Origin of the sequence: Paenibacillus terreus (assembly GCF_042138595.1) — a bacterium.
Taxonomy (GTDB): domain Bacteria; phylum Bacillota; class Bacilli; order Paenibacillales; family Paenibacillaceae; genus Paenibacillus; species Paenibacillus terreus.
In genome coordinates, this window is sequence record NZ_JBHIRX010000004.1 from 67,119 (window position 1) to 87,522 (window position 20,404).

Sequence of the window (20,404 nt, forward strand, 5' to 3'; positions counted from 1 at the left end):
ATCCCGGCTGCCTCCCTTACTTCACTAGTTCGAGGATTCCCCAATTCAGATGCAGGCTGCCTGAGAATTGACGGCGTTCCCCGTTCTCCAGCCGGACCGTATAGGTGCCTAGTCCTTTATGAATATCCGGCAAATCGATATTTATGTTGAAAGGATACAGCTTTATTTCCTCTACCTTGGCGCTTAGCCATTTCCGGATTGTTGACATGCTGAACGTATTATATGGGGTATAATGGCCCTCCCCGCCGGATTTCCTTGTGAGATCAATCATTCTGGCATAGATGTCTACGTCATGAACAGGATCAAATAAGGAGCTGATATAGATTCTCCCTCTCTTTCGTGTAATCCGTATTAATTCTTCCAAGGCTTGTTGAGGATTCTCGAGACATAGCAGCGTTTGCCAGCAAAAGGTTGCATCGTATTCATTGTCCTTTAGCTCGGAAAGATCATAGATATTCTGAACATAATACGAAAACTGATCTCCTTGATTCACCTTCTTGGCCTCTTCTATTAAATCGTCATTCAGGTCGGCCATCGTGAAGCGTGCTTCCGGATACTTCTTACTGAGCCAATAGGTTAAAGCCCCGCTTGCACAGGCTATGTCTGCCGCATTCTCCATTTGTACGTTGTTCTCTTCAAGAATCTGCTCAAGAAACTTCTGCTGTTCCGACTTGAACCCGACAAACGAATTGAATTTGTCAATGACAAAGCTGCCGTCTTTCTTCAATGCTGAAATGTATTGATCTTCATGCATCGCAGGTTCCTCCATTAGTCCACTTGTTTTTATGCGCCAGAATAGCTTCCACGCAAATGAAATCAACCCAGTCATCAATCTCAAGTGCCTTATATTTAGGCATAATGAAAGGAAGGGTTCGTTCATGGTAAAAGGTTCGGTGCTGTAAAAAAGAGGATGTATATGAAATGTATAAAGAACCGTCAAGATGATACAGTGGCGTGATATCCTGCCTTCTTCCAGGCTGTCTTGATATAGTTTGATAGGGTCTAAGATATCCCTGGTCCGTGATAGCCATCGCAAATTCCGGATGGGCTGCCGTTATGACTCCAACACCGACAATCGCAGTGGCTCTCTGCCCACAATGGATTAGCTTTTCCAACGCGTGATCCACATCATTGGCCTCCGTTAATGGAGAGGTTGGTTCAAGGAGTACCAGTATCTCATATGACTCGCCGGCCTGTGCCAGCTGTTGAAGCATATGGACAACTACATCCGAACTGGAGGCTTGATCCGTAGCCAGCGATGCGGGTCGCAGCACCGGAATATGTGCACCACAGCTTCTTGCATAAGAGGCGTAACTCTCACTGTCCGTAGATACAACAACCCTATCGACATAACGGGAGGCGAGAGCCGTTTCAATGGGCCATGCAAGAAGCGGTTTGCCAAGAAGCGACATCATATTTTTGCCTGGCAATCCCTTGGAACCGCTTCTTGCAGGTACGATCACAAGGACTCGTTTACCCTCGATCATCGTCTGCACACCTTTGGGAATCATATTTTTCGAAAATAAGCTTATAGTCTTCATTGGCTTTCTCGTAATCTGGCATTCTGCCAATGTCCAGCCAATATTCATGAATGGGAAAATGAACAACCGGCTCACTGTTCGCCAATGCGGCTTCAATAAGCTGGGTCATATCAAAGTATTCATTATCAGGTATATAATGTATCAGGCCAGGATTCACACAATACATCCCAGCACTTACAAGGAACTGATAAAGCGGCTTCTCTGTTATATACTTGACCCTCGCCTCGTTTGATTCAATGACTCCGTATGGTACCCGGAACTCATAAGGAACGGATGCGATCGTGAGCGATGCCTGCTGTTGTAAATGAAAGCTCATAAATCGGCGAAAATTCAGCTTCGTCATGATGTCACCATTGATCACTAAGAAAGGTTGTTGAAGCAGCTGACTCGCTAATCGAATCGCCCCGGCTGTACCCATTCGCTTCTGCTCGTCAACATAATGTATATGAACGCCATAGGCTTCACCAGCTCCAAAATACTGCTGAATTTCCTCTTTGCGATAATGAATGGACAAGATCATCTCCCGAAAGCCTTCCAGTTGAAGGCGCTCAATCAAGGTATGCAAAAGCGGCTTGCCGCCTACGTGAACCATCGGTTTTGGAGTTTGATCCGTTAGCGGTCTCAGCCTCGTGCCCAAGCCGCCGGCCATGATCAATACAGGAATTGTTGACATCTCGGGAGACGGAGTGCGGCGGTTCATGAGCAGTAGATCGACGATTTCCCTTCTCCGGTTAATGATCGGCATTTGACGAATATGAAGCTCGGTCATCCGCTGCCAGACCCATTCTTTTGGTTCGTCATTAAAAGCATAAATGTAGCTTTTATTGACTATACGATCAACTGGATCTTGCATGGTTGCTCCTTTAAGCATGCCCTTGCGAACGTCACTGTCGGTAACAATCCCATACAGCTTCCCTTCTTCGCCTATTAAAGCAATCTCTTCCCCAGTCCGTTCAATCGTTTCCAAGGCTTCCCTGATGGTGGATCGCCGTGTGAGCATATGCTTCTTCAATGGCCCCTGCTTATCGCTGCCTTCTTCCATTTCCCTCCCTCCTTGCTCAAGTCAGTCTTTTAAATCCTGCATGGGCAATCGAAGATTTCAACCTCTGCATCACCGAATTCGTCGCCAGTGCCTGCTTAAGCAACTCGAAAACTTCATGAAGACGTGCTTCATATAAATCTAATATTTCATCTGAATAAGACAAGGTCGAATACACAGAAGCTCCTGCCAAGATGCCTTTCTCCAGCATTTCCTGTGTAAATAAGGTCTGAACCGCCTCTGCGGACTCTGTACGAAATGCAGCGTGCAGCAGCGGGGCAATGCCCGAAATTTGCACGGGAATCTCGTGCAGCTTCGAAGCGCTGGTCCAGATGTCCGCCACTCTCTTCCCTGCCCGGATTAATTGCGATGGCACGTCTAACATTTCCATTTTCGTCAGCACAGCCAGGGCGGCTGCGTATCCGGTTCGCTCGGTCCAAAAAGTGGAGCTGATAAAGCTCTCCTGGGCAGCATCCATCACCGCTTTGGTTCCCAGCACGGCAGTAATCGGAAATCCGTTGCCAAGTGCCTTGCCAAACACAGCCATATCCGGCTTTACTCCCATGGTTAGATGAATTCCGCCAACATTCATACGAAATCCGGACGTGATCTCATCAAATATCAGGACAGCTCCAATCTTGTCGGCCGCTTTTCTGACTCCTTCCAAAAAACCGGGAGCAGGCTCCGTCTCTCTTCTGGGCTCCATTATAATCACGCCGATATCATTTCCGTGTTCAGCTGTAAGCTTCTCTAGCTGGTCAAGCTGATTATAGTAGAACGGCAGTACGGTTCCCTTCAAGTCACGGGGGACTCCCCGTGGCGCTAAGCCAGGCAGCAGCATCGTATCCAGCTGGTCCGTGTCCGCATGATTCGCAGATAAATACCAGTCATGCCAGCCATGATATCCGCATATCGCTACCTTGTTTTTACCGGTCGCAGCCCGGGCAATCCGAACGGCAATTGCGCAGGCTTCTCCGCCGGTTCGTGCGAATCGGACCTGTTCGGACCACGGATGCAAGGCGATTAATCTCTCCGCCAGTTCAACTTCCTCATAGCAATTTAAGGTACACATCGAACCATGAAGCATGGCTTCATGTACCGCTTCGTTGACGTCGTCATCTGCATATCCTAGAATGCAGGTTCCCACTCCCATTTGGGCGAAATCGTAGTAATGCCTATCCTCGAGATCCCATACTTCACAGCCTTTTGCACGCTTGTAATAAGCAGGCCACAGATCAGGGAGGAACCGTTCGCTTCGTTTGGATAACAGCTGATTGCCGCCGGGAATAATCTGCTTGGCTTTATTCCACAGCTGATTCCCATGCATCATGTCCACCCCTTTTCAATGAGCCATCATCCTTCAATTCGTTCATCCGGCTCGTAGTCACGTGTTGCCGTTTTGCCAATCAGATCAAAGTAGCGCATCGCTGAAATTCCTGTGCCGGCACGCTTGACGGTAAGATTCTCTGATGTAAAAGGTTCTCCGGTAAGAATCGGCTTGGCAGCCACTACACTCTTCCGAACAGCCTCGACATTTACGATTTCTGCTGCCGATGGTCGTTTCACATTTGAGCCCAGGGCGGCTTCCACTTCGCGAATTGCCTTCGTCATAGCTGAGAATTCCTCAGGCTCCAAGGAGCCCGCATGATCCGGTCCCGGGAGGGAGCGATCCAATGTTAGATGCTTTTCGATCACTGCAGCTCCTCTTGCAACTGCGGCAATCGGCACGGTGATGCCGAGCGTATGGTCAGAATAACCCACTTGCAAATGAAAAGCAGAAGCGAGTGTATTCATCATGCGCAAATGAACCTCCCCGACAGGAGAAGGATACTCTGTTGTACAATGCAGAAGCGTAACTCGTTCCTGAAGCAGCAGTTGACCCTCATCGGAACGATAAGCCTCTTGAAATGCTTTTGTCGATGGACTGATTCCGCTCGCCGCCCAATTTAAATATCCGTAAGCAATCACTCCTAACGCAGCCTCAATGTCGCCGAGCAAGCACATGCCTGTAGATAAAATGATCGGTTTTTGGGAGCTTGCCATAGCAAGCAGCAAGGGAGCGTTGGTGATTTCTCCCGAGGATGATTTCAAGCGCGGAAGATTATACTTATGAACCAGTAAGTTCACGCTAGAAAGATCAAAGGGGGTCGAGAGAAAATCAATACCTTTTTCCATGCTGTAAGCAATCAGGCGGTCATGCATTTCTTCAGTTAGCTCAAGCGCTCGCAGCATCGAAAGCTGTGATTCGTCACCGCCGGTTTGATGCCGCTGATAATGAGCCTTCATCGCATAGGGAGCTGCGATTTGAAGAGCCTTGAACGTTTGGAACTTAACCGCATCCGCTCCTGCGCTCTTAGCCGCATCGATTAATTCCATTGCCCTGTCCAAAGAGCCGTTATGATTAACCCCCGCTTCCGCAATGATGTAGGTTCTGTTCAATTCTTCACCTCCAGGTCATAAAAGCTTTTGACTAGAAGCGGCTGAAGGGAAGTCTTTTTGATGATTTCTTTAATCGTAAAAGCGGTTCGTCCACTGCCATATGGCGGCATCATCGTCTTCAACCTTTCAAGAAAAGCATCCGACATCGCCGTTCGGATGGCTTCTGCAATCTCGGCTGCATTGATGTTCACATCAAGAATGGAATCCGCTCGAAGCCTTCCCTTTTGACGGTCACCAATATTAATAGAGGGCTTTTGCATCGCGGGAGCTTCTATAATACCGCTGGACGAATTGCCAAGGACCGCTGTACAGTGATACATTGCGCTCAGATATAGCTCATTCAGTGAAGGAACCGACTTTACTTTCTTCGGATTGCGTCGGGCATAGTCAAGCAGCAGCTCGTTGATTTGCTGGCTGCCTGCATCCGCATTAGGCATCGTGATCACCTTGGAAGCTTCCGGGAACTGTTCGAAAGCTTCAATGAGTGAACGAACAAGCAATTCGTTTCGCTGCGGATTCAGTGTTTCCGGGTGAAGAGTAACCAGAAAAAACGGCTCATTCAAACGTTGGCCCAAGGCCTGCTCCAGCTGGAAACGGCTAACAGGTACGTATTCACGGATATGGTCAACCCCCAGCGAACCGACATTGAACACGGTGGCTGGATTCTCCCCCATTTGTATGACTCTCCGCCGATAAGGCTCGGCGGCGGTGAAGTGCACATGCGCCAGCTTCGTAATCGCATGGCGGATGGCATTATCGACTGCACCTTCCGTAATCTCCCCGCCATGAATATGAGCAATCGGCACATTCAGCAGCATGGCTGCTTGCGCGGCGGCCAAGGCTTCAAAGCGATCGCCCAGAATGACGATGACATCGGGCCTTGCTTCGGCGATAGCGGCGGATAAACCGCTCACTCCTTGCGCCATGGCCGAGGCAATTCCCAAAGGCGTATTATCGGCTAAGTCTATCGGAATGCGAGCATGAATGTGAAAACCATCCCTTTCGATCCACTTAAATGTTAGCCCGTACTTGGCAGATAGATGTGTTCCTGTTACGAAGGTCATAAGCGTTAAATCCGCATCTTTTAGAACCTCACTCATCAAACCCCTAAGCAGTCCGTACTCTGCTCTAGTACCTGTTACTACACCGATTTTCAATGCCAGCTCTCCTTACGCCCTTTCTCCGGCTACCAAGCTTACACTACTCGGAAGATTAATAATCCTTTGTTCCAACTGCTCCGAGATCGAAAGATCCATTCTTGGTGAGTTCGTGTATACCCGTAATTTATGCAGCAGGTTCCAGCATGGCCTGGTCATGAGTCCCTGTGCATGGGTTTGTTTCAAGATTTCATCGCGGACCCCACGGTCTGCCTCCTGCAGGATAAGGGCGTTTAACCAGTAATTGCTGCGTGCATAACCTGCTTCAGTATACAGCTTTACCCCCAGTACAGTAGAGAAAGCAGCCTTGTAAGCATGTGCAAGCTTTCGCTTTCTTGCGATAAAATCAGGAAGCTGCTCCAATTGAGCACAGCCTAAAGCTGCATTAAGATTTGGCATCCGGTAATTGTATCCAAGCTGGTCATGTTCGTATGCCCATGGATGCGGCAGCTTGGCGGTTGTTGTAACGTGCCTTACCCACAAGGCGAGCGATTCATCGTTTGTCAGAACGGCTCCTCCGCCTCCTGTAGTTACAATCTTGTTCCCGTTAAAGCTGATCGCTGAGATTCTCCCCAATCCGCCTACATGCTGCCCTTTGTAATACGAACCCAGCGCCTGTGCCGCATCCTCTATAAGCTCTAAAGAATAGGCTTCGCACAGTGCAATAAGCGCCTCCATATCGGCAGGATGACCGAATGTGTGCATGACAACCAGAGCCTTGAGCCGGCGGCCTGTATTTTTGTTTATCCAGCGGTCTTGGCTGAATACAGCAATATCCTGTAAATACGCTCTCAGCTTGTGTGGATCCACTCCGAGCGATCGTTCCTCAACGTCAACAAAATGGGGCACCGCTCCGCAGTATTGAATCGCGTTAGCCGTTGCCACGAAGGTGAGAGCAGGCAGCAGTACTTCGTCATTGCCGGAGACTCCTGCCGCCAGCAGTGCCGCATGTAATGCAGCAGTCCCGCTATTTACAGCTATCGCATGCTTTACACCTGTAAACTCTCTAATCCGCTCTTCCAGTTCCATCACATAGCGGCCGGCCGAGGAAATCCAGCCAGAATCCAGACACTCCTTCACATACTTCCATTCATTGCCTCCCAAAAGGGGCTCGTGCAGGGGGACTGCAGACGACTTCATTGTAATCACTTGGTTGATCGCTTTCAGAACTTGTGCGATATCGGCCTGTTTTCTCATATTTGGTACAATCCCTGTTTATATCTCTGTAAATTCGCCGGATTCGTAAACCACTCCGCCGTCTCCGCAAGCCCCCGCTTGAGTCCCTCTATTTCGCCGTAGGCTGGCACCCACCCGGTTAACTGCTTCAGCTTACTGTTATCGGCCCATAATCTATGCACTTCACTTGAGCTTGGGCGGATTCGCTGAGGATCCTGCTTAATCTCAATCTGTGCATTCATGACCTCGGCAATGAGCTTGGCGGTATCACCGACGGATATTTCAAAATTACTGCCGATGTTGACTGTTTCACCGATGGTCTGTTTTGACTGTCCCGCTGCGATGAAACCGCTGACCGTGTCCTTTATATAGTTGAAATCTCGGGTTGGTGTCAGGTCCCCTAATCGAATGTTCCCGCTGCCGCTGGCGATTTGCGTGATGATGGCCGGAATGACAGCCCTTGCCGATTGCCGCGGGCCGTACGTATTGAATGGACGTACAATAGTGACTGGCAATTGATAGGTATGGAAATAAGAAAGCGCAATCTGGTCTGCACCGGATTTGGAAGCCGCATATGGGGATTGGGGATGTAGAGGATGACGCTCATGAATGGGAACAAACTGTGCTGTGCCATACACTTCACTTGTAGAAGTATGAATGAATCTGCTCACAGAGTGCTCTCTGGCTGCTTGCAGAGCCTGAAAGGTGCCTTTCACATTCGTGTCCAAATAAGATTCCGGGGCCTGATATGAATACGGGATCGAGATAAGCGCCGCTAAATGATACACCGTCTCCATCCCGCGCATGGCTTCCCTGACAGTCTGGTAATCACGAATATCGCCCGAGTATACCTCTATCTCATCACGTATCTCCGGTGAAACATCATCGAGCCAGCCCCACTGGTGAAACGAATTATAGAACACAAAGGCCCTGACCTGATGGCCTTCCCTCACGAGCGCTTCTGTCAGATGGGAACCAATGAAACCGTCAGCCCCTGTTACTAATATCCTCTCTGAATTCATTGTCATTACGCCCTCCCCCGGTATTTGTGCATTACATACTATGAATCACCTGTGGGATGTGCGTTCACGGATTCTAACACGTTGTGGAGGGAATAGCTTGTACAGTTGGATGGGAGCAGGTTACTATTATTTCTCTTTTCAAGATACCATCAAGGCGAAGTCCTTTCTTGAGCACATTTACAATGATTTTACGTATGAATTCTGGGTCAACCCGGCGGCCGAGCATCATATCGACCTTCCGAGTTTAAGTGGCACAGACGGTATCAGCGGTAAACGTTACGTGATCGCTCCCGGGCACGGCCTTCATCCCGGTCAAGCCGGAATAGGCGTCTCCGTGGGCACGAACGGTGTCTCCATCTATGAGCATACCTACTGCCATTTACCTGCTGTGCTGGTCCATCCATCTCCCATTTCCGGATGGACGCATATTGCGGTCGTCTACAGTCGGAGAGTCCCATATCTTTATATAAATGGAAAGCTGGTTCAAGTAGGCGGTCCAAGCGCGATAGCAAGCGTGCATGCTTCTGCCGCATTCGGCGGACTTTCACCCTATGGATTTTTCATTGGGGGACTCGACGAAGTTCGTTTGTGGAATGTTGCACGGACGGAGCAGGAAATTGCTCTATCCATGCATAGCCAGCTGCAAGGAGATGAGCCGGGTCTAGCCGGTTATTGGAGATTTGACGATGGAAACGGGATTGTGGAGTCCAATCAGGTCGCTAATGGTGATATTGCACATGTTCTCGGGGCAAATTGGGTGCCTGGCCGTACCTTTAATAAAGGTCGTATCGGGGTAATTATTCATTCCAGCGCTTATGATGCCACCAGGCATTTCGCCTTTGATTTGACAAAAGCTTTGATACAGTCGGATTATATTGTCGAAGTGATCGATCTACTTCAGCCCACTGCACAATCAAAATTGGATAACTTGCTCATGCAGCAGGACCTTGAATTAATTGTTGGAATGAACGGCCACGGGATCGATCAGCTTCGCGGCAGTTTATATGCAGGTCTGCTGCCCGTTCCCTTTTTGTGCTATTTGGTCGACCATCCCATGTTCCACGTTGATCGCATCCCGTTCGAACGAAATCTGTCACAACTTATCATTGCCTGCGTGGATAGGGAACATATTCGCTATCTCGAAAAGTATTTTAATAACAGTTCACTAAAGCTATTCTCTCCGCAGCCGGCACTGAATAAGCTGCCGACAACACCGGTTAAAGACATGAGTGAGCGAAGCATAGATCTGCTCTTCGCAGGTACGTCCTTAAGTCCTGATCAACAGCGGCAATGGTGGAAGCAGGATCTTCAATACGGTGCAATATTAGACGAGATCGCGGAACGGTCTATGTATCAATACGATTATTCTCTCCTGGAGATCTGCGAACAAACATTTCGGATTCACGGGCTCCCGTTTAATTACACTCAAGACAGCAGGCTGGTTCAACTTCTGCAGAAAGTGGATATGTATATTCGAGGACGGAGAAGGCTGGAGATCGTCGAAATGTTGGGTGACTTGCCGATGACTATCTTTACGGACAATCCAAGGGAGTTTCCGAACCGAAAGAATATAAAATACCGTGAGCCTGTAAGCCTTAAAACACTACAAGCTCACATGTATGATTCGAAGATCGTTTTAAATGTATTAGCTAATCTTGTGTACGGCGCACATGAGCGTATTTTTACCGCCATGCAGGCAGGTGCGGTTAGTTTAACCGACTCCAACCAGTTTTTGGATGAGAATTTTCAGGATGGAAAGAACATTCTGCTGATCCCGTACCGGAATCAAAACATTTCCGAACGAATCGGAAGACTGTTAGAGCAGCCCGACCAGCTGCAATTGATTGCAAATGCGGCAGCTCAATGGGTGCCTGCGCATACTTGGCACGCCAGGGCACAGCAATTTATCGGGGCAATACAAGCAATTAAGAAAGAAATCTCATGATGGTGTTGACGACCCTTTGTGTACTGCCCTCTATTTCTCCGAACATTTGATCCGTCCATTGCTTTTGGTTATTGAGCAAACTTTCCCTATATGAAGAATCCGTAATTACTTTTTGAATGATACTGTTAAGGGTTTGGGCTGATGCGGCGCGCGTAAATACGAGATGAGTCTCATTGTGGTGAGGAAGAAATATTTGTATGACAGGAATCCCCAAAGCCGCAGCCTCAAATACGGAGGAGGAATTGTCTCCGACCACAAGATCCGTTTCCAATAATAATTCGTTCATATGCCGTGTAGATAATTGCTGTTGGGCAATCCGATTTTGGCTCACATATTCGTTATAATCAGTTATGCTCTCCACAGGATGCAATTTATAGGTGACTTCAATTCCGGATATGGAATTGAACGCCTCTATGGCTAATTCCAGGTTTTCTCTACTTTTCATGCTGCGCTGAGGCGAATCGGAGGAAATATACAAAACTCTCGATATGTTAGGGGCAGCAGTCCAATTCGGTTTAAGCTTAAACTGCTCATACACATATTCCAGCTTCGGATTTCCAACAGAGATGGATGCTCGTGCGTCGGTTTTATGATCCAGAAACCTTTTATGATAGTCTCCCCATAACAGCACTTGGTCGGCCCCTTTAAAATCATGACTATCGACTTCATCCCCGAATAGAAAGCCGTGCTGCATAAGGAATATACGAATTGGATTTTGTTCACCCATGTTGCGAATAGCGTCGAGATATCCTGATTCAGATATAAAATGCAGAGCATAAACAATCTTCGGTTTTATTTCATGCAATAAGGCCGTCATGGTCATAAAGTCAATTGCATACTGCCTGTAGGATTGTTCTAGATGTATCTGATATTTTGTCGGTACGCCTTCGCCAAGAAACCACTGGGATAGTGCCGGGGCCAGGTGCTCTTTGTAGTATTGATTCGCCAGCTGCAGGATTTGTTGGGAAGCCGATATATCCTGCAGCGTTTTGATGGCTACATTATGGTGAAAAATTAATCGTTCATTGGCTTCTTCCCGGGGCACGGCAAGCACGACAGATCGTCCTTGCCGTGCCAATGCATTTGCTACAGGAGCATACAGTTGAAGATAATCGTAACGATATACATTGAACATCATAAGCACATCTGTTTGATAACCGCTCCATCTCGTATTCCGTACAATTTGCTGAATCTGTTCACTGTTGCCATCGGTGAAATAATATCGTGCCAAGTAATCAAGATTGTTCGTTATAAACTTTGGATAACTTCCCTGCCAGCGCAATGCTCCAACGGTATGCCGGACACGGTGCTGTGTCCCTTGAAGTGTTCCATGATACCTGTTTTTCGTACAATCCAACGCAGTATTTGGAGTCTGCTCATTAAAGGACCAGCATCCGACTAATCCGTCTTCAGCACCAGTCAGTTCCACATGCATGAGAGCTGCGATCTGCTCCTTGTTCCGGGCTGTTTTCCAGATGCGCAAATCGTCTAAAGCGCCGGTATAATAGCCGTATGGTGGAAGAGCTCCAAAAACTCCGCATGGATAGACTATCGATTTATTGCTGGTAAGCCCTATTTTAAGCAATTGCCCGTTGATATACAAAAGAGGCGTCTTCTCTTCATAAACGACCGCAATGTGGACCCAGTCTTGAATTTCTGTGGGATACACAAGTACCGGCGGTAAATGGTTTATTGTATGTTCGAAGACAGTAACCCCATTTATGCCAACAGAAACGCCTACTCCGGCATGGTTAACGTCGCCTGTATTTTGAGCACCGATGACATATCTCTGACCGTGCATCCCTTCTGCACCAGTTGCATTCTGGGGAGGCAGCATAATTTTTGCTGCAGGCTTCGCCCAAAATTCATATGTAAAGGAATTAGGAGCCTCATGAAAATGAGATTGAACTTTCATAATATCTTTCCCTCTGAAATAAAGATAGCCTCCACCCAGCATATTTCACCTCATTCAAAGTCATGATTGTTATCATAGTATTCTCTATAGAAGAATTTATGCAGGTGTATCAGGCGGGCAGATTCTTTTCAGAACCATTATCGTCATGAGATAGATAGACACACAGTATGAACGACATTCTTAGTGCCCAACTAAGAACCCATTTCATAGTATAAATGAAGATCATGATGAGGAGTTGATGTGATTTGATATCAAAGGACAGTTCCGTAACAGGTTTTGTTCCCGGTCATACTCATGGTTCAGTGGACTATACATCTGTTGACCACGGGCATGTTCATCAGTGTCTGGATGTAACGTCACCGGCCATTGCAACCGAAGACGGAAGTCATATCCATTATACGGAAGGTTATGTATTATTCGAGAACGGTCATGTTCATCATTACAGAGCCTATTCAGGCCCTGCGATTCCTGTGGGTGATGGAAGACATGTTCATTACTATGATTTTTATACTACTTTCGATCACGGACATAGACACAGGGTGCGAGGGGTCGATATGCCTGCTCCCGGTACAAGATAGTTACCGGCTAACAATGGTATACAAAACTGTTACTGGTGCCCCATAAAAAAATAACCTCGGCAGAATAACTGTCAAGGTTATTTGCATATGGACGAATCGGAGCAGATTCGCGATTAGTGGCTCATCATCGCCGGGTCCGGATTGTCCCCGCCAGCTGCCAGCGGTTTTGCTTGTTTGGGAGTTGACATAGTTCCCTGCTTTCTGCTCATCGAGCTGTGTTTGGATGGAAATCATGGTCACTCCCGATCCGTCAATAGGCTGCTATCTCATATAAATTCGCAGGCAATGCCTGCACGAACGGTGACCAATCACCCGTCGTGTACAGATGAAGCCGGTGCATGGCCCGCGTGCATGCCGTATACAGAAGCTTGCGTTCATTGTCCCGGCCGTAAGCTTGAGGTGAAGCCTCATAAATCAAAACTGCATCGAACTCAATCCCCTTGGCGAGGTATACGGGAATAACCATTACTCCTTTCTCAAAGGCAAGTGTCTCCTTCGTAATGAGCTGCAATGCTTCGCCTCCTTTCATCTGTAATGATTCGAAGGCTGCGCGGCTCTCAGCCGCAGTCTTCGTAATGACGGCAATAGAGTCGAAGCCTTCGGCTTGAAGTGCCGCGATGTCTTTCAACAATTGCGCGTCACGCTTCTCTCCGCCTTCCAATCTAACAAGAACAGGTTTTGGTCCGCTTCTTTCAAAGGGGATGATTTCCGCCCCGTCAGAGAGCAGCTCCTTCGTAAATTGCACAATCTCCCGCGTTGAACGATAACTGCGCACAAGACGGATCAAGCTTGTTTCGGTTTCGCCATAAAGCCGAAACAGCGGCGAATCGGATTCCTGCAGGTTGGTAGCCTGCATAAAGATCGCCTGCCCGAAATCGCCGAGCACAGTCATGCGGGCACGAGGAAACAGTTTTTTCAGATACTCATATTGAAACGGCGAATAATCCTGCCCCTCATCGACGAAAACATGCCGAATCTCCGTATTCGTCCGTACACCTTCGATCAATTCTTTTAAATACAAAAACGGAGTCGCATCTTCGTAAAATAATTCGTGCCGGACCAGCTTTTCTTTGGTTTGCTTGCAGATTTCAGGCCATCGAACAGGGATCTCGGCCTCATTCGTCTTCTCCCGGTATGCTGCTTCATCACCAAACAATTGGGCATACAGGCCTTGGACATCGATAAACGAAAATTTCCTTATGCTTTGCCTTAACGGTTTGAAGCTTGCCTTCACGATCCTTTGGCTGAGCAATTCTTCTTCCCGTTCGGCGAAGTTAAAATCGCCCTCATCTCCCCTGCGCTTGTTGCTTATTTTCTCGTGAACTGCGGCGTAACGCTCGGCAATATCAAAGACTTCCCTGTCCTTGTGCAGCTCGCCGAAAACCTCCGCATATTGCTCGTTGTCGAGATATTGAAGCTCCTCCTCTACCCAGGACGCACTGCGTTCTTTGCGTTCCAGTTGTGCCAGCTCCTTCAGAATCCATTTCTGCAGGAGTTCGACACGATTGGCCAAGCGCAAAGAGGGATCATAACTGTAAAATTGTGATCTCATCTGCTCTGCGGTAATCAGATCACGGTCCCGAAACCGGATGCCGTTGAAAAGCATGCCTTCCCGCCCCAACCAGTGCGCATAGTTTTGCAGGGCAATCGAGAAAGCCTCCGACGCCTTGTATTTCATCCCCTGCAGGCGAGCCTCATAATTGGGAGCTGATTGTGCGGTCAGCACATATTCGATCTGATCGAAGGGATCCTCCAGACGTAAGGATGAACCAAGCCAATATTCGAGATATTCCTGCAAAGTCGTCTGCTGCATGTTCTCCTCGCCGAGCTCGGGCAGGACGGAGGACACATAACTGTTAAAAATCGGATTCGGCGAGAAAAGAACGATCTGATCAGCCTTAAGCGAATCGCGGTGTTTGTAGAGCAAATACGCCACGCGCTGCAAGGCTGCGGAAGTCTTCCCGCTGCCAGCTGCCCCCTGCACGATAAGCAGCCGGTTATGATCGTTGCGGATGATGGCGTTTTGCTCCTTCTGGATGGTGGATACGATACTCTTCATTTGTGAGTTTGCGCCTTTGGCCAGCATTTGCTGGAGCAGCTCGTCACCGATCGTTACGCTCGCATCAAACATATTGCGGATTTGACCATCGTGAATCTGATACTGCCGTTTCAGCTCCATCGTACCCATGATCCGCCCGCCCGGCGTGTCGTAAGAAGCCGCACCGGGGGAATGGTCGTAGTAGAGACTTGCGATGGGACTGCGCCAATCATATACCAGGAAGCTCAATCCATCTTCGTCAACGAAGGAAGAGACGCCGATATAAATCTGCTCGCTCAGGTTCAGGCCGTCCTCCAGAAAGTCGATACGCCCGAAATACGGAGATGGGAGCAGCCGATTTAAGCTCTTCCATTGTTGCGTCAGAAGCCGGTGGCTGCGCTCACGTTCGGCTAACACCGCGGCTTGCTGTTTGATCGTATAGAATGTTTCTTCGAATTCTTCGTCCGAGCCCGTGTTGACCGTAACTTCTTCCCAGAACCGTCTGCGAATCTCAGCAGCCTGATCGTGAAGTCCGGCAACCTTCGGTTCCAGCTCATCAATCCTTGCTTTCAGCTTTTCCCTAACCTCATGCAGCCGTTCTTGTTCTGTCCTCCATTCCTTCTCCTCCATGGTTTTTTGGACACACTCCTTTTCTATTTGGTCTGAAAAAAAGAGCATTGACAAATCAGAGGCCACTGGTGTACAATAAATTTAGGAAAAGTAATTATAATACCAGTTCTACATAATTTATCAATTGCGCTACCGATTATAACATAGCGCTTTTTTGTGTTCAATTATTTTTTTCTTGGCTTATCTGCCAAGTTTTTTTATTTTACGGGTCTGTCCGTAAAGATCTGTCAGCCTCACAGCAAATTAAACCTTTTTTCCTTGAATGTACATAAATAATCGCCGCTCTGCTTCCATCTTAAGAAGCGAGCGGCGATTATTTTTTTCAGGACCTTTTGCATTGCTATCCTATCAATTAACCAATTAAAAAAGCTATTTATAGTCACCTTTCGGGCGAGTATAAATAGCTTAATTTGCTTTGCAGCGTCTGGTGTGTTCTATTTAAAATTTTCCAGGAAATTGTTTGACAATACCTTCTGTCAGGATATCCGCCAAATGGATCATATGGATCTCGTTTTTGTCGGTTGCCGCAATATCCGCTTTCCAATCTCCTCTGAGACAGTCAAGAACATTTTTTTATACAGAGCATTATTGCGTCGTTCCGCCATTAAACCCAACTTGTAAAAAACAGATCACTTGATGAGCACTAGATATCATGAAGTGATCTATTTATGATAATAATTACTTTAAATATCTTCCCGTAATCGACTGCTCCGCATGAATGATCTGTTCAGGTGTGCCCTCGAACACGACTTGGCCGCCCTTGCTGCCTCCGTCCGGTCCCATATCGATGATCCAATCCGCCTGGCTGATCACTTCAAGGTTGTGCTCGATGACGATCACCGTATTGCCGGCATCCACAAGGCGGTTCATGATTCCCAGAAGGTGACCGATATCCGACATGTGCAGGCCGGTCGTCGGCTCGTCCATCACATAGATACTGCCCTTCTTATGCAGCTCGCTTGCCAGCTTGATGCGCTGGCATTCCCCGCCCGAGAGCGTGCTGAGCGGCTGGCCGAGCGTAATATAGTTCAGCCCCACATCACTCATTGCCTGGAGCTTGCGCACGATCTCTTTTTGTTCAAAAAATTCCAAGGCCTGCTCCACCGTCATCTCCAGCACTTCCGCAATGGACTTGTCGTTCAGCTTATACGCGAGCACTTCTTCCTTGAATCGTCTGCCCCCGCATACTTCACATGGCAGCTTCACGCTGTCGAAGTATGAAAGGTCTATATATACAACGCCCAGTCCTTGACAGTTCTCGCAAGCTCCTTTGGAATTGAAGCTGAACAACCCTTGATTCACTTTGTTCGCGGAAGCAAACGCCTTGCGCACATCATCCATAATGCCCGTGTAGGTTGCGGGATTCGAGCGTGTTGACACACCAACCGCCGATTGGTCGATGACGATCGCATCCGGGTGCTGGCTGAGAAATACCTCATTAATCAGCGTACTCTTGCCCGAGCCGGCGACACCTGTAACGACAGTCAACACTCCTGTTGGAATATCTACGCTCACGTTTCGCAGATTGTGCAATGTGGCATCCTTGATGAGCAGTTTGCCGGATGGCTGCCTGCAATCATGCTTCAAATGGAGCGGGCGCTTCATATGGTTGCCTGTCAGCGTGTTGGCCTCCAGCAGACCTTCATAGTTTCCTTCGTACACAATGGACCCGCCGCGACTGCCGGCGTGTGGCCCGACGTCCACGATATGATCCGCGACCTTGATCACATCGGGATCATGCTCGACGACGATCACGGTATTGCCCTTGTCGCGCAGCTTCTGCAGCAGCTCATTCAGCCGGTGTACATCACGGGGATACAAACCAACACTGGGTTCATCAAAGATATAAGTGACATCCACCAGACTGCCGCTCAAATGCTTCACCATCTTGACACGCTGCGACTCGCCGCCGGACAATGTATCCGTCTCGCGGTCCAGCGTCAAGTAATCAAGTCCGATATCCACCAGATGCTGCAGCCGCTCTGTCAGAGACTTGGCAATCGGCCTGACGGCAGCATTGTCAATTTCCCGTATGTCATGAATGAGCTGCCCTACCTCCATAGAGGACAGATCCGCAATATTGAGTCCGTTGATCCTGCAGCCCAGCGCAGCCTGGCTGAGTCTTGCACCGTGGCAGCTGGAGCAAGAGCCCTCGGAGATAAACGGCGCAACCGTTTTTTGTGTGCGCTCGGACTTTGTTTTCACATCCTGCCTGATGTATTTGTTGGTAAATTTCTCAATGACGCCTTCCACTGTAATGTTCGTCGCCTTTCCGGCGAAATCCATCTTCACTTTCCTTGCCTTGGCGTACAGTAGCTGCTCCAGTTCCTCATCCGAATAATCGCTCAGCTTCTTGTCGAGATCGAAGTCTCCCGACTGTACAAGCATGTTCCATTCCCAGCTGTTTACCGAATAGCCTGGCAACAAAATTGCTCCTTCGTTGAGCGACTTGGACATGTCTACCGCTTTGCTCATATCGACACACAAGCTGCGGCCGATCCCGTTGCATTCGGGACACATGCCTTGCGGATCATTGAACGAGAACATGTTCACCCCTCCAACATAGGGCTGACCCACTCGGGAGAAGAGAAGACGGAGAATGGGTGAGATATCGGTAATTGTGCCCACCGTGGAATGGGAGCCGCCGCCAAGCCGCTTCTGATCCACGATGACAGCCATGCTCAGGTTCTCGATCGCGTCCGCATCCGGTTGCGGTAAACGCGGCAGAAAGGTGCGGACAAACGTACTGAAGTTTTCATTCAGCAAACGCTGGGATTCAGTGGCAATTGTATCGAAGACGATCGATGACTTGCCAGATCCGGATACCCCGGTAAAGATCGTGATTTTTCGCTTGGGGATGCGCAAGGACACGTTCTTAAGATTGTTTTCCCTCGCACCCGAGATAACGATATACTCCTGATTCGATTCGCTCATGCTTAACTCCCCTCCCAATCATGTTGATTTCCTGCTTGTAGTCAAATGCCTTAAGCAAACAAACCGGCTGCAAATTACATGCAGTCGGTTTATGTTGTTTGGCTTATCAATAATTGGACACCATTTAGAGAGGCTTTGATTATAGGCCACCATTTGGTGTCGTGTCAATCCACTTTGCGGCCTGCATGGCCTTTTTTCTTTTACGAGAATCAAGAATTTGCGTTAGTTTATGACGCTCTCGCTTGCGATCTTCCAGTAACAGCTTGACTCCCCGAATCAGAAGTCTGTATCTCATTTCATCGTCATGACCAAGCTTGTGCATTTCTTCGAAATAATTCTTGTTCAATTACAATCTCACTCCAGACCTCTCTCCGATTTTATTAAATCGTACCATATGGCCCTAGACATTTTCTAAACATGACTAATTGAATCGCCATTATAAGGTCTTATGGCCTATAAATGTAATGAAAGCTGGGTAGCTTCGCTTATCTTCGACAAGTTTAGCCGTTTGGCAGGCCCAGATTGATCAAATGAAAATGGAAAAACTTTCAAACCCAAGGATTGGCCAGTGTGCAAAATGCGAAAAAGTATGACCCGCTCGGGCAAAGCGTTCATTTTGTCCAAACATTCTGTTGAAAAATAAATAATGCCCCTGACAGCAGAGCGGATAGATTTGCTGTCAGGGGCATTTTTGAAGATTCCAGAAAGTATAAGGTAAAACCTTTAACATGTTCCCCTTGAAAATTCGAAAATCTCATCGACGGCTTGATGATACCCGCCTGATTTTCGAAAGGATTCCCCAACACTTGCAGCAGCTTGCTTGAACGATGGCAGGTTTAACACATGATCCGCGGCTTCCCGCAGTTGAGTTGCAGTCAAGCTTTGCATTTGTAATTTCATGCCTGCCCCGATCTTGGCGACTTGCTCCGCAATGATCGGCTGATCCGCGCTTTGCGGGATTACAATGAGCGGTACCCCGCAATAGAGACCTTCATGGGCGCTGTTCATTCCCCCATGTGTGATGAATAATTCAGCGTATTGCAGTACATCAGTTTGCGGCACATAATTTTTTACGATAAAGTTTTCAGGAATGACACCTAATTCTGAGATTTGGGTTTTGCTGCCAATAGACATAACAATCGTGTGATCCGTGTTCCCGAACGCCTCAAAACAAAGCTTATAAAAATCAATGGCCTGGTTAAAGACGGTGCCCAGTGAAATGTAAATGGGGCTTTTCCCCTTGACTGCAGTTAAGTCGAAGTTTTCTTGAGCGAGTCGTGAAGAGATCGATGGGCCAACAAATTTATAAGTTTGGTCGAATGCTTCTCCATCAGGTTGAAACTCCCTTGTTGTATATACGAGGGTAAGCGGAGCAGGATTACAGAACACTTCGTAAGGAGATTGGATATCCACGTCATATTTCTCTTTCACCATTGCCGTCAGGCTTTGAAATTGATCGGTTATAGGTTTAACTGTTTCTGCAGGGACATTTGTAGAGAATTGTTCCAACATCGTATCGAATGATTCCTTTGTCTGCGCAAAAGAAGTACAGGAGTTGATTGCAGGAAGCTTTAGAATCTGAGCCAGCAAACGTCCACAACCAAACATGGAATCATGGATGATGTAATCAAAATGCTCCCCGTTGATCTGTTCAAGCACGCTGGGTATGACGATATCTGACGTAAGTAAAAGACCGTTGATTCTTTCGAGCAAGTAATTTCTTCCGCCCGAGATAAAGGCTTTTATAAATTTCTGATCATCAAATGTTCGTACTGAAGCTCCCGTCTTCTCAATACGCTCCCGAAAAGCTTCTATACAAAAGTACACCACCTCTTCTCCGCGCGAAACAAGCTCTTGCACAACTCCAATCGTCGGATTGATATGTCCCTCTGAGCCGCCATTAATAAATAAAACACGCGCCATTTTCACCACTCCTTAGGAATACTGTTCACTTCATTGAATAAAAAATGGGGCTCTGTCCCATACATCT

The 20,404-nt window shown here is 47.9% G+C and carries 15 protein-coding genes and 1 pseudogene; 2 read left to right on the forward strand and 14 right to left on the reverse strand.

Features of this window, described 5'->3' with window-relative positions; genetic code table 11:
* Positions 1–16 precede the first annotated feature (16 nt).
* From ACE5KN_RS09485 to ACE5KN_RS09520, 8 genes are read right to left on the reverse strand one after another with little or no spacing between them, the layout of a single operon-like run.
* Complete coding sequence (locus ACE5KN_RS09485) at positions 17–754, reverse strand: class I SAM-dependent methyltransferase (protein WP_375525373.1); 738 nt, start codon at positions 752–754, stop codon at positions 17–19.
* On the reverse strand, positions 747–1,511 hold the full coding sequence (locus ACE5KN_RS09490; RefSeq protein ID WP_375525372.1) for an acylneuraminate cytidylyltransferase family protein: 765 nt from the start codon (positions 1,509–1,511) through the stop codon (positions 747–749). Before ACE5KN_RS09490 ends, ACE5KN_RS09485 begins: the two co-directional genes overlap by 8 nt.
* Complete coding sequence (locus tag ACE5KN_RS09495; protein ID WP_375525371.1) at positions 1,474–2,583, reverse strand: nucleotidyltransferase family protein; 1,110 nt, start codon at positions 2,581–2,583, stop codon at positions 1,474–1,476. Before ACE5KN_RS09495 ends, ACE5KN_RS09490 begins: the two co-directional genes overlap by 38 nt.
* Positions 2,584–2,599: 16 nt before the next feature.
* Positions 2,600–3,907 carry an aminotransferase class III-fold pyridoxal phosphate-dependent enzyme gene (locus tag ACE5KN_RS09500; protein ID WP_375525370.1) on the reverse strand — a complete coding sequence of 436 codons (1,308 nt, stop codon included), beginning with the start codon at positions 3,905–3,907 and terminating at the stop codon, positions 2,600–2,602.
* A 26-nt stretch (positions 3,908–3,933) separates the two neighbouring features.
* Entirely contained in the window at positions 3,934–5,019 is a 1,086-nt protein-coding gene (gene neuB, locus ACE5KN_RS09505) for an N-acetylneuraminate synthase (RefSeq protein WP_375525369.1), read from the reverse strand.
* Positions 5,016–6,176: a UDP-N-acetylglucosamine 2-epimerase gene (neuC, locus tag ACE5KN_RS09510; protein WP_375525368.1), complete on the reverse strand. Its 1,161-nt coding sequence runs from the start codon at positions 6,174–6,176 to the stop codon at positions 5,016–5,018. Before neuC ends, neuB begins: the two co-directional genes overlap by 4 nt.
* 12 nt (positions 6,177–6,188) lie before the next feature.
* Complete coding sequence (locus ACE5KN_RS09515; RefSeq protein WP_375525367.1) at positions 6,189–7,373, reverse strand: LegC family aminotransferase; 1,185 nt, start codon at positions 7,371–7,373, stop codon at positions 6,189–6,191.
* Positions 7,370–8,380 (reverse strand): NAD-dependent 4,6-dehydratase LegB, encoded by a 1,011-nt coding sequence (locus tag ACE5KN_RS09520; protein ID WP_375525366.1) that lies wholly within the window; start codon positions 8,378–8,380, stop codon positions 7,370–7,372. Before ACE5KN_RS09520 ends, ACE5KN_RS09515 begins: the two co-directional genes overlap by 4 nt.
* A 91-nt stretch (positions 8,381–8,471) precedes the next feature.
* On the opposite strand from ACE5KN_RS09520, the gene ACE5KN_RS09525 reads away from it, so the two are divergent.
* Entirely contained in the window at positions 8,472–10,319 is a 1,848-nt protein-coding gene (locus ACE5KN_RS09525; RefSeq protein WP_375525365.1) for a LamG-like jellyroll fold domain-containing protein, read from the forward strand.
* On the opposite strand, the gene ACE5KN_RS09530 is transcribed toward ACE5KN_RS09525, so the two are convergent.
* Positions 10,300–12,276, reverse strand: a complete 1,977-nt coding sequence (locus ACE5KN_RS09530; protein WP_375525364.1) for a LamG-like jellyroll fold domain-containing protein — start codon at positions 12,274–12,276, stop codon at positions 10,300–10,302. The two genes, ACE5KN_RS09525 and ACE5KN_RS09530, sit on opposite strands and share 20 nt — an antisense overlap.
* Positions 12,277–12,479: 203 nt before the next feature.
* On the opposite strand from ACE5KN_RS09530, the gene ACE5KN_RS09535 reads away from it, so the two are divergent.
* Positions 12,480–12,812: a YmaF family protein gene (locus ACE5KN_RS09535; protein WP_375525363.1), complete on the forward strand. Its 333-nt coding sequence runs from the start codon at positions 12,480–12,482 to the stop codon at positions 12,810–12,812.
* Positions 12,813–13,062: 250 nt separating this feature from the next.
* Here the strand turns inward: ACE5KN_RS09535 and helD are convergent, their stop codons facing one another.
* The 5 genes and pseudogenes from helD to ACE5KN_RS09560 all read right to left on the reverse strand — a co-directional run bounded on the left by helD (position 13,063) and on the right by ACE5KN_RS09560 (position 20,337).
* Positions 13,063–15,480, reverse strand: coding sequence for an RNA polymerase recycling motor HelD (helD, locus tag ACE5KN_RS09540; protein ID WP_375525362.1), 2,418 nt, complete (start codon positions 15,478–15,480; stop codon positions 13,063–13,065).
* Positions 15,481–15,918: 438 nt separating this feature from the next.
* Positions 15,919–16,047 (reverse strand): annotated as a pseudogene (locus tag ACE5KN_RS09545) (glycosyltransferase); the annotation flags it as partial.
* 111 nt (positions 16,048–16,158) lie between these two features.
* The gene (locus ACE5KN_RS09550; protein WP_375525361.1) at positions 16,159–18,414 is read right to left on the reverse strand and encodes an ATP-binding cassette domain-containing protein; all 2,256 of its coding nucleotides are present in this window, start codon (positions 18,412–18,414) and stop codon (positions 16,159–16,161) included.
* A gap of 139 nt (positions 18,415–18,553) precedes the next feature.
* On the reverse strand, positions 18,554–18,760 hold the full coding sequence (locus ACE5KN_RS09555) for a hypothetical protein (RefSeq protein WP_375525360.1): 207 nt from the start codon (positions 18,758–18,760) through the stop codon (positions 18,554–18,556).
* 377 nt (positions 18,761–19,137) lie between these two features.
* Positions 19,138–20,337, reverse strand: a complete 1,200-nt coding sequence (locus tag ACE5KN_RS09560) for a macrolide family glycosyltransferase (protein ID WP_375525359.1) — start codon at positions 20,335–20,337, stop codon at positions 19,138–19,140.
* Between the last annotated feature and the right edge of the window lie 67 nt (positions 20,338–20,404).

Excerpts from the sequence above, each read along its gene's own strand:
- ACE5KN_RS09485 (WP_375525373.1), bottom strand. The coding sequence starts at position 754 with ATGCATGAAGATCAATACATTTCAGCATTGAAGAAAGACGGCAGCTTT.
- ACE5KN_RS09515 (WP_375525367.1), bottom strand. The coding sequence starts at position 7,373 with ATGAGAAAACAGGCCGATATCGCACAAGTTCTGAAAGCGATCAACCAA.
- helD (WP_375525362.1), bottom strand. The coding sequence starts at position 15,480 with ATGGAGGAGAAGGAATGGAGGACAGAACAAGAACGGCTGCATGAGGTT.
- ACE5KN_RS09520 (WP_375525366.1), bottom strand. The coding sequence starts at position 8,380 with ATGACAATGAATTCAGAGAGGATATTAGTAACAGGGGCTGACGGTTTC.
- ACE5KN_RS09490 (WP_375525372.1), bottom strand. The coding sequence starts at position 1,511 with ATGATTCCCAAAGGTGTGCAGACGATGATCGAGGGTAAACGAGTCCTT.
- ACE5KN_RS09560 (WP_375525359.1), bottom strand. The coding sequence starts at position 20,337 with ATGGCGCGTGTTTTATTTATTAATGGCGGCTCAGAGGGACATATCAAT.
- ACE5KN_RS09530 (WP_375525364.1), bottom strand. The coding sequence starts at position 12,276 with ATGCTGGGTGGAGGCTATCTTTATTTCAGAGGGAAAGATATTATGAAA.
- ACE5KN_RS09500 (WP_375525370.1), bottom strand. The coding sequence starts at position 3,907 with ATGCATGGGAATCAGCTGTGGAATAAAGCCAAGCAGATTATTCCCGGC.
- ACE5KN_RS09550 (WP_375525361.1), bottom strand. The coding sequence starts at position 18,414 with ATGAGCGAATCGAATCAGGAGTATATCGTTATCTCGGGTGCGAGGGAA.
- ACE5KN_RS09495 (WP_375525371.1), bottom strand. The coding sequence starts at position 2,583 with ATGGAAGAAGGCAGCGATAAGCAGGGGCCATTGAAGAAGCATATGCTC.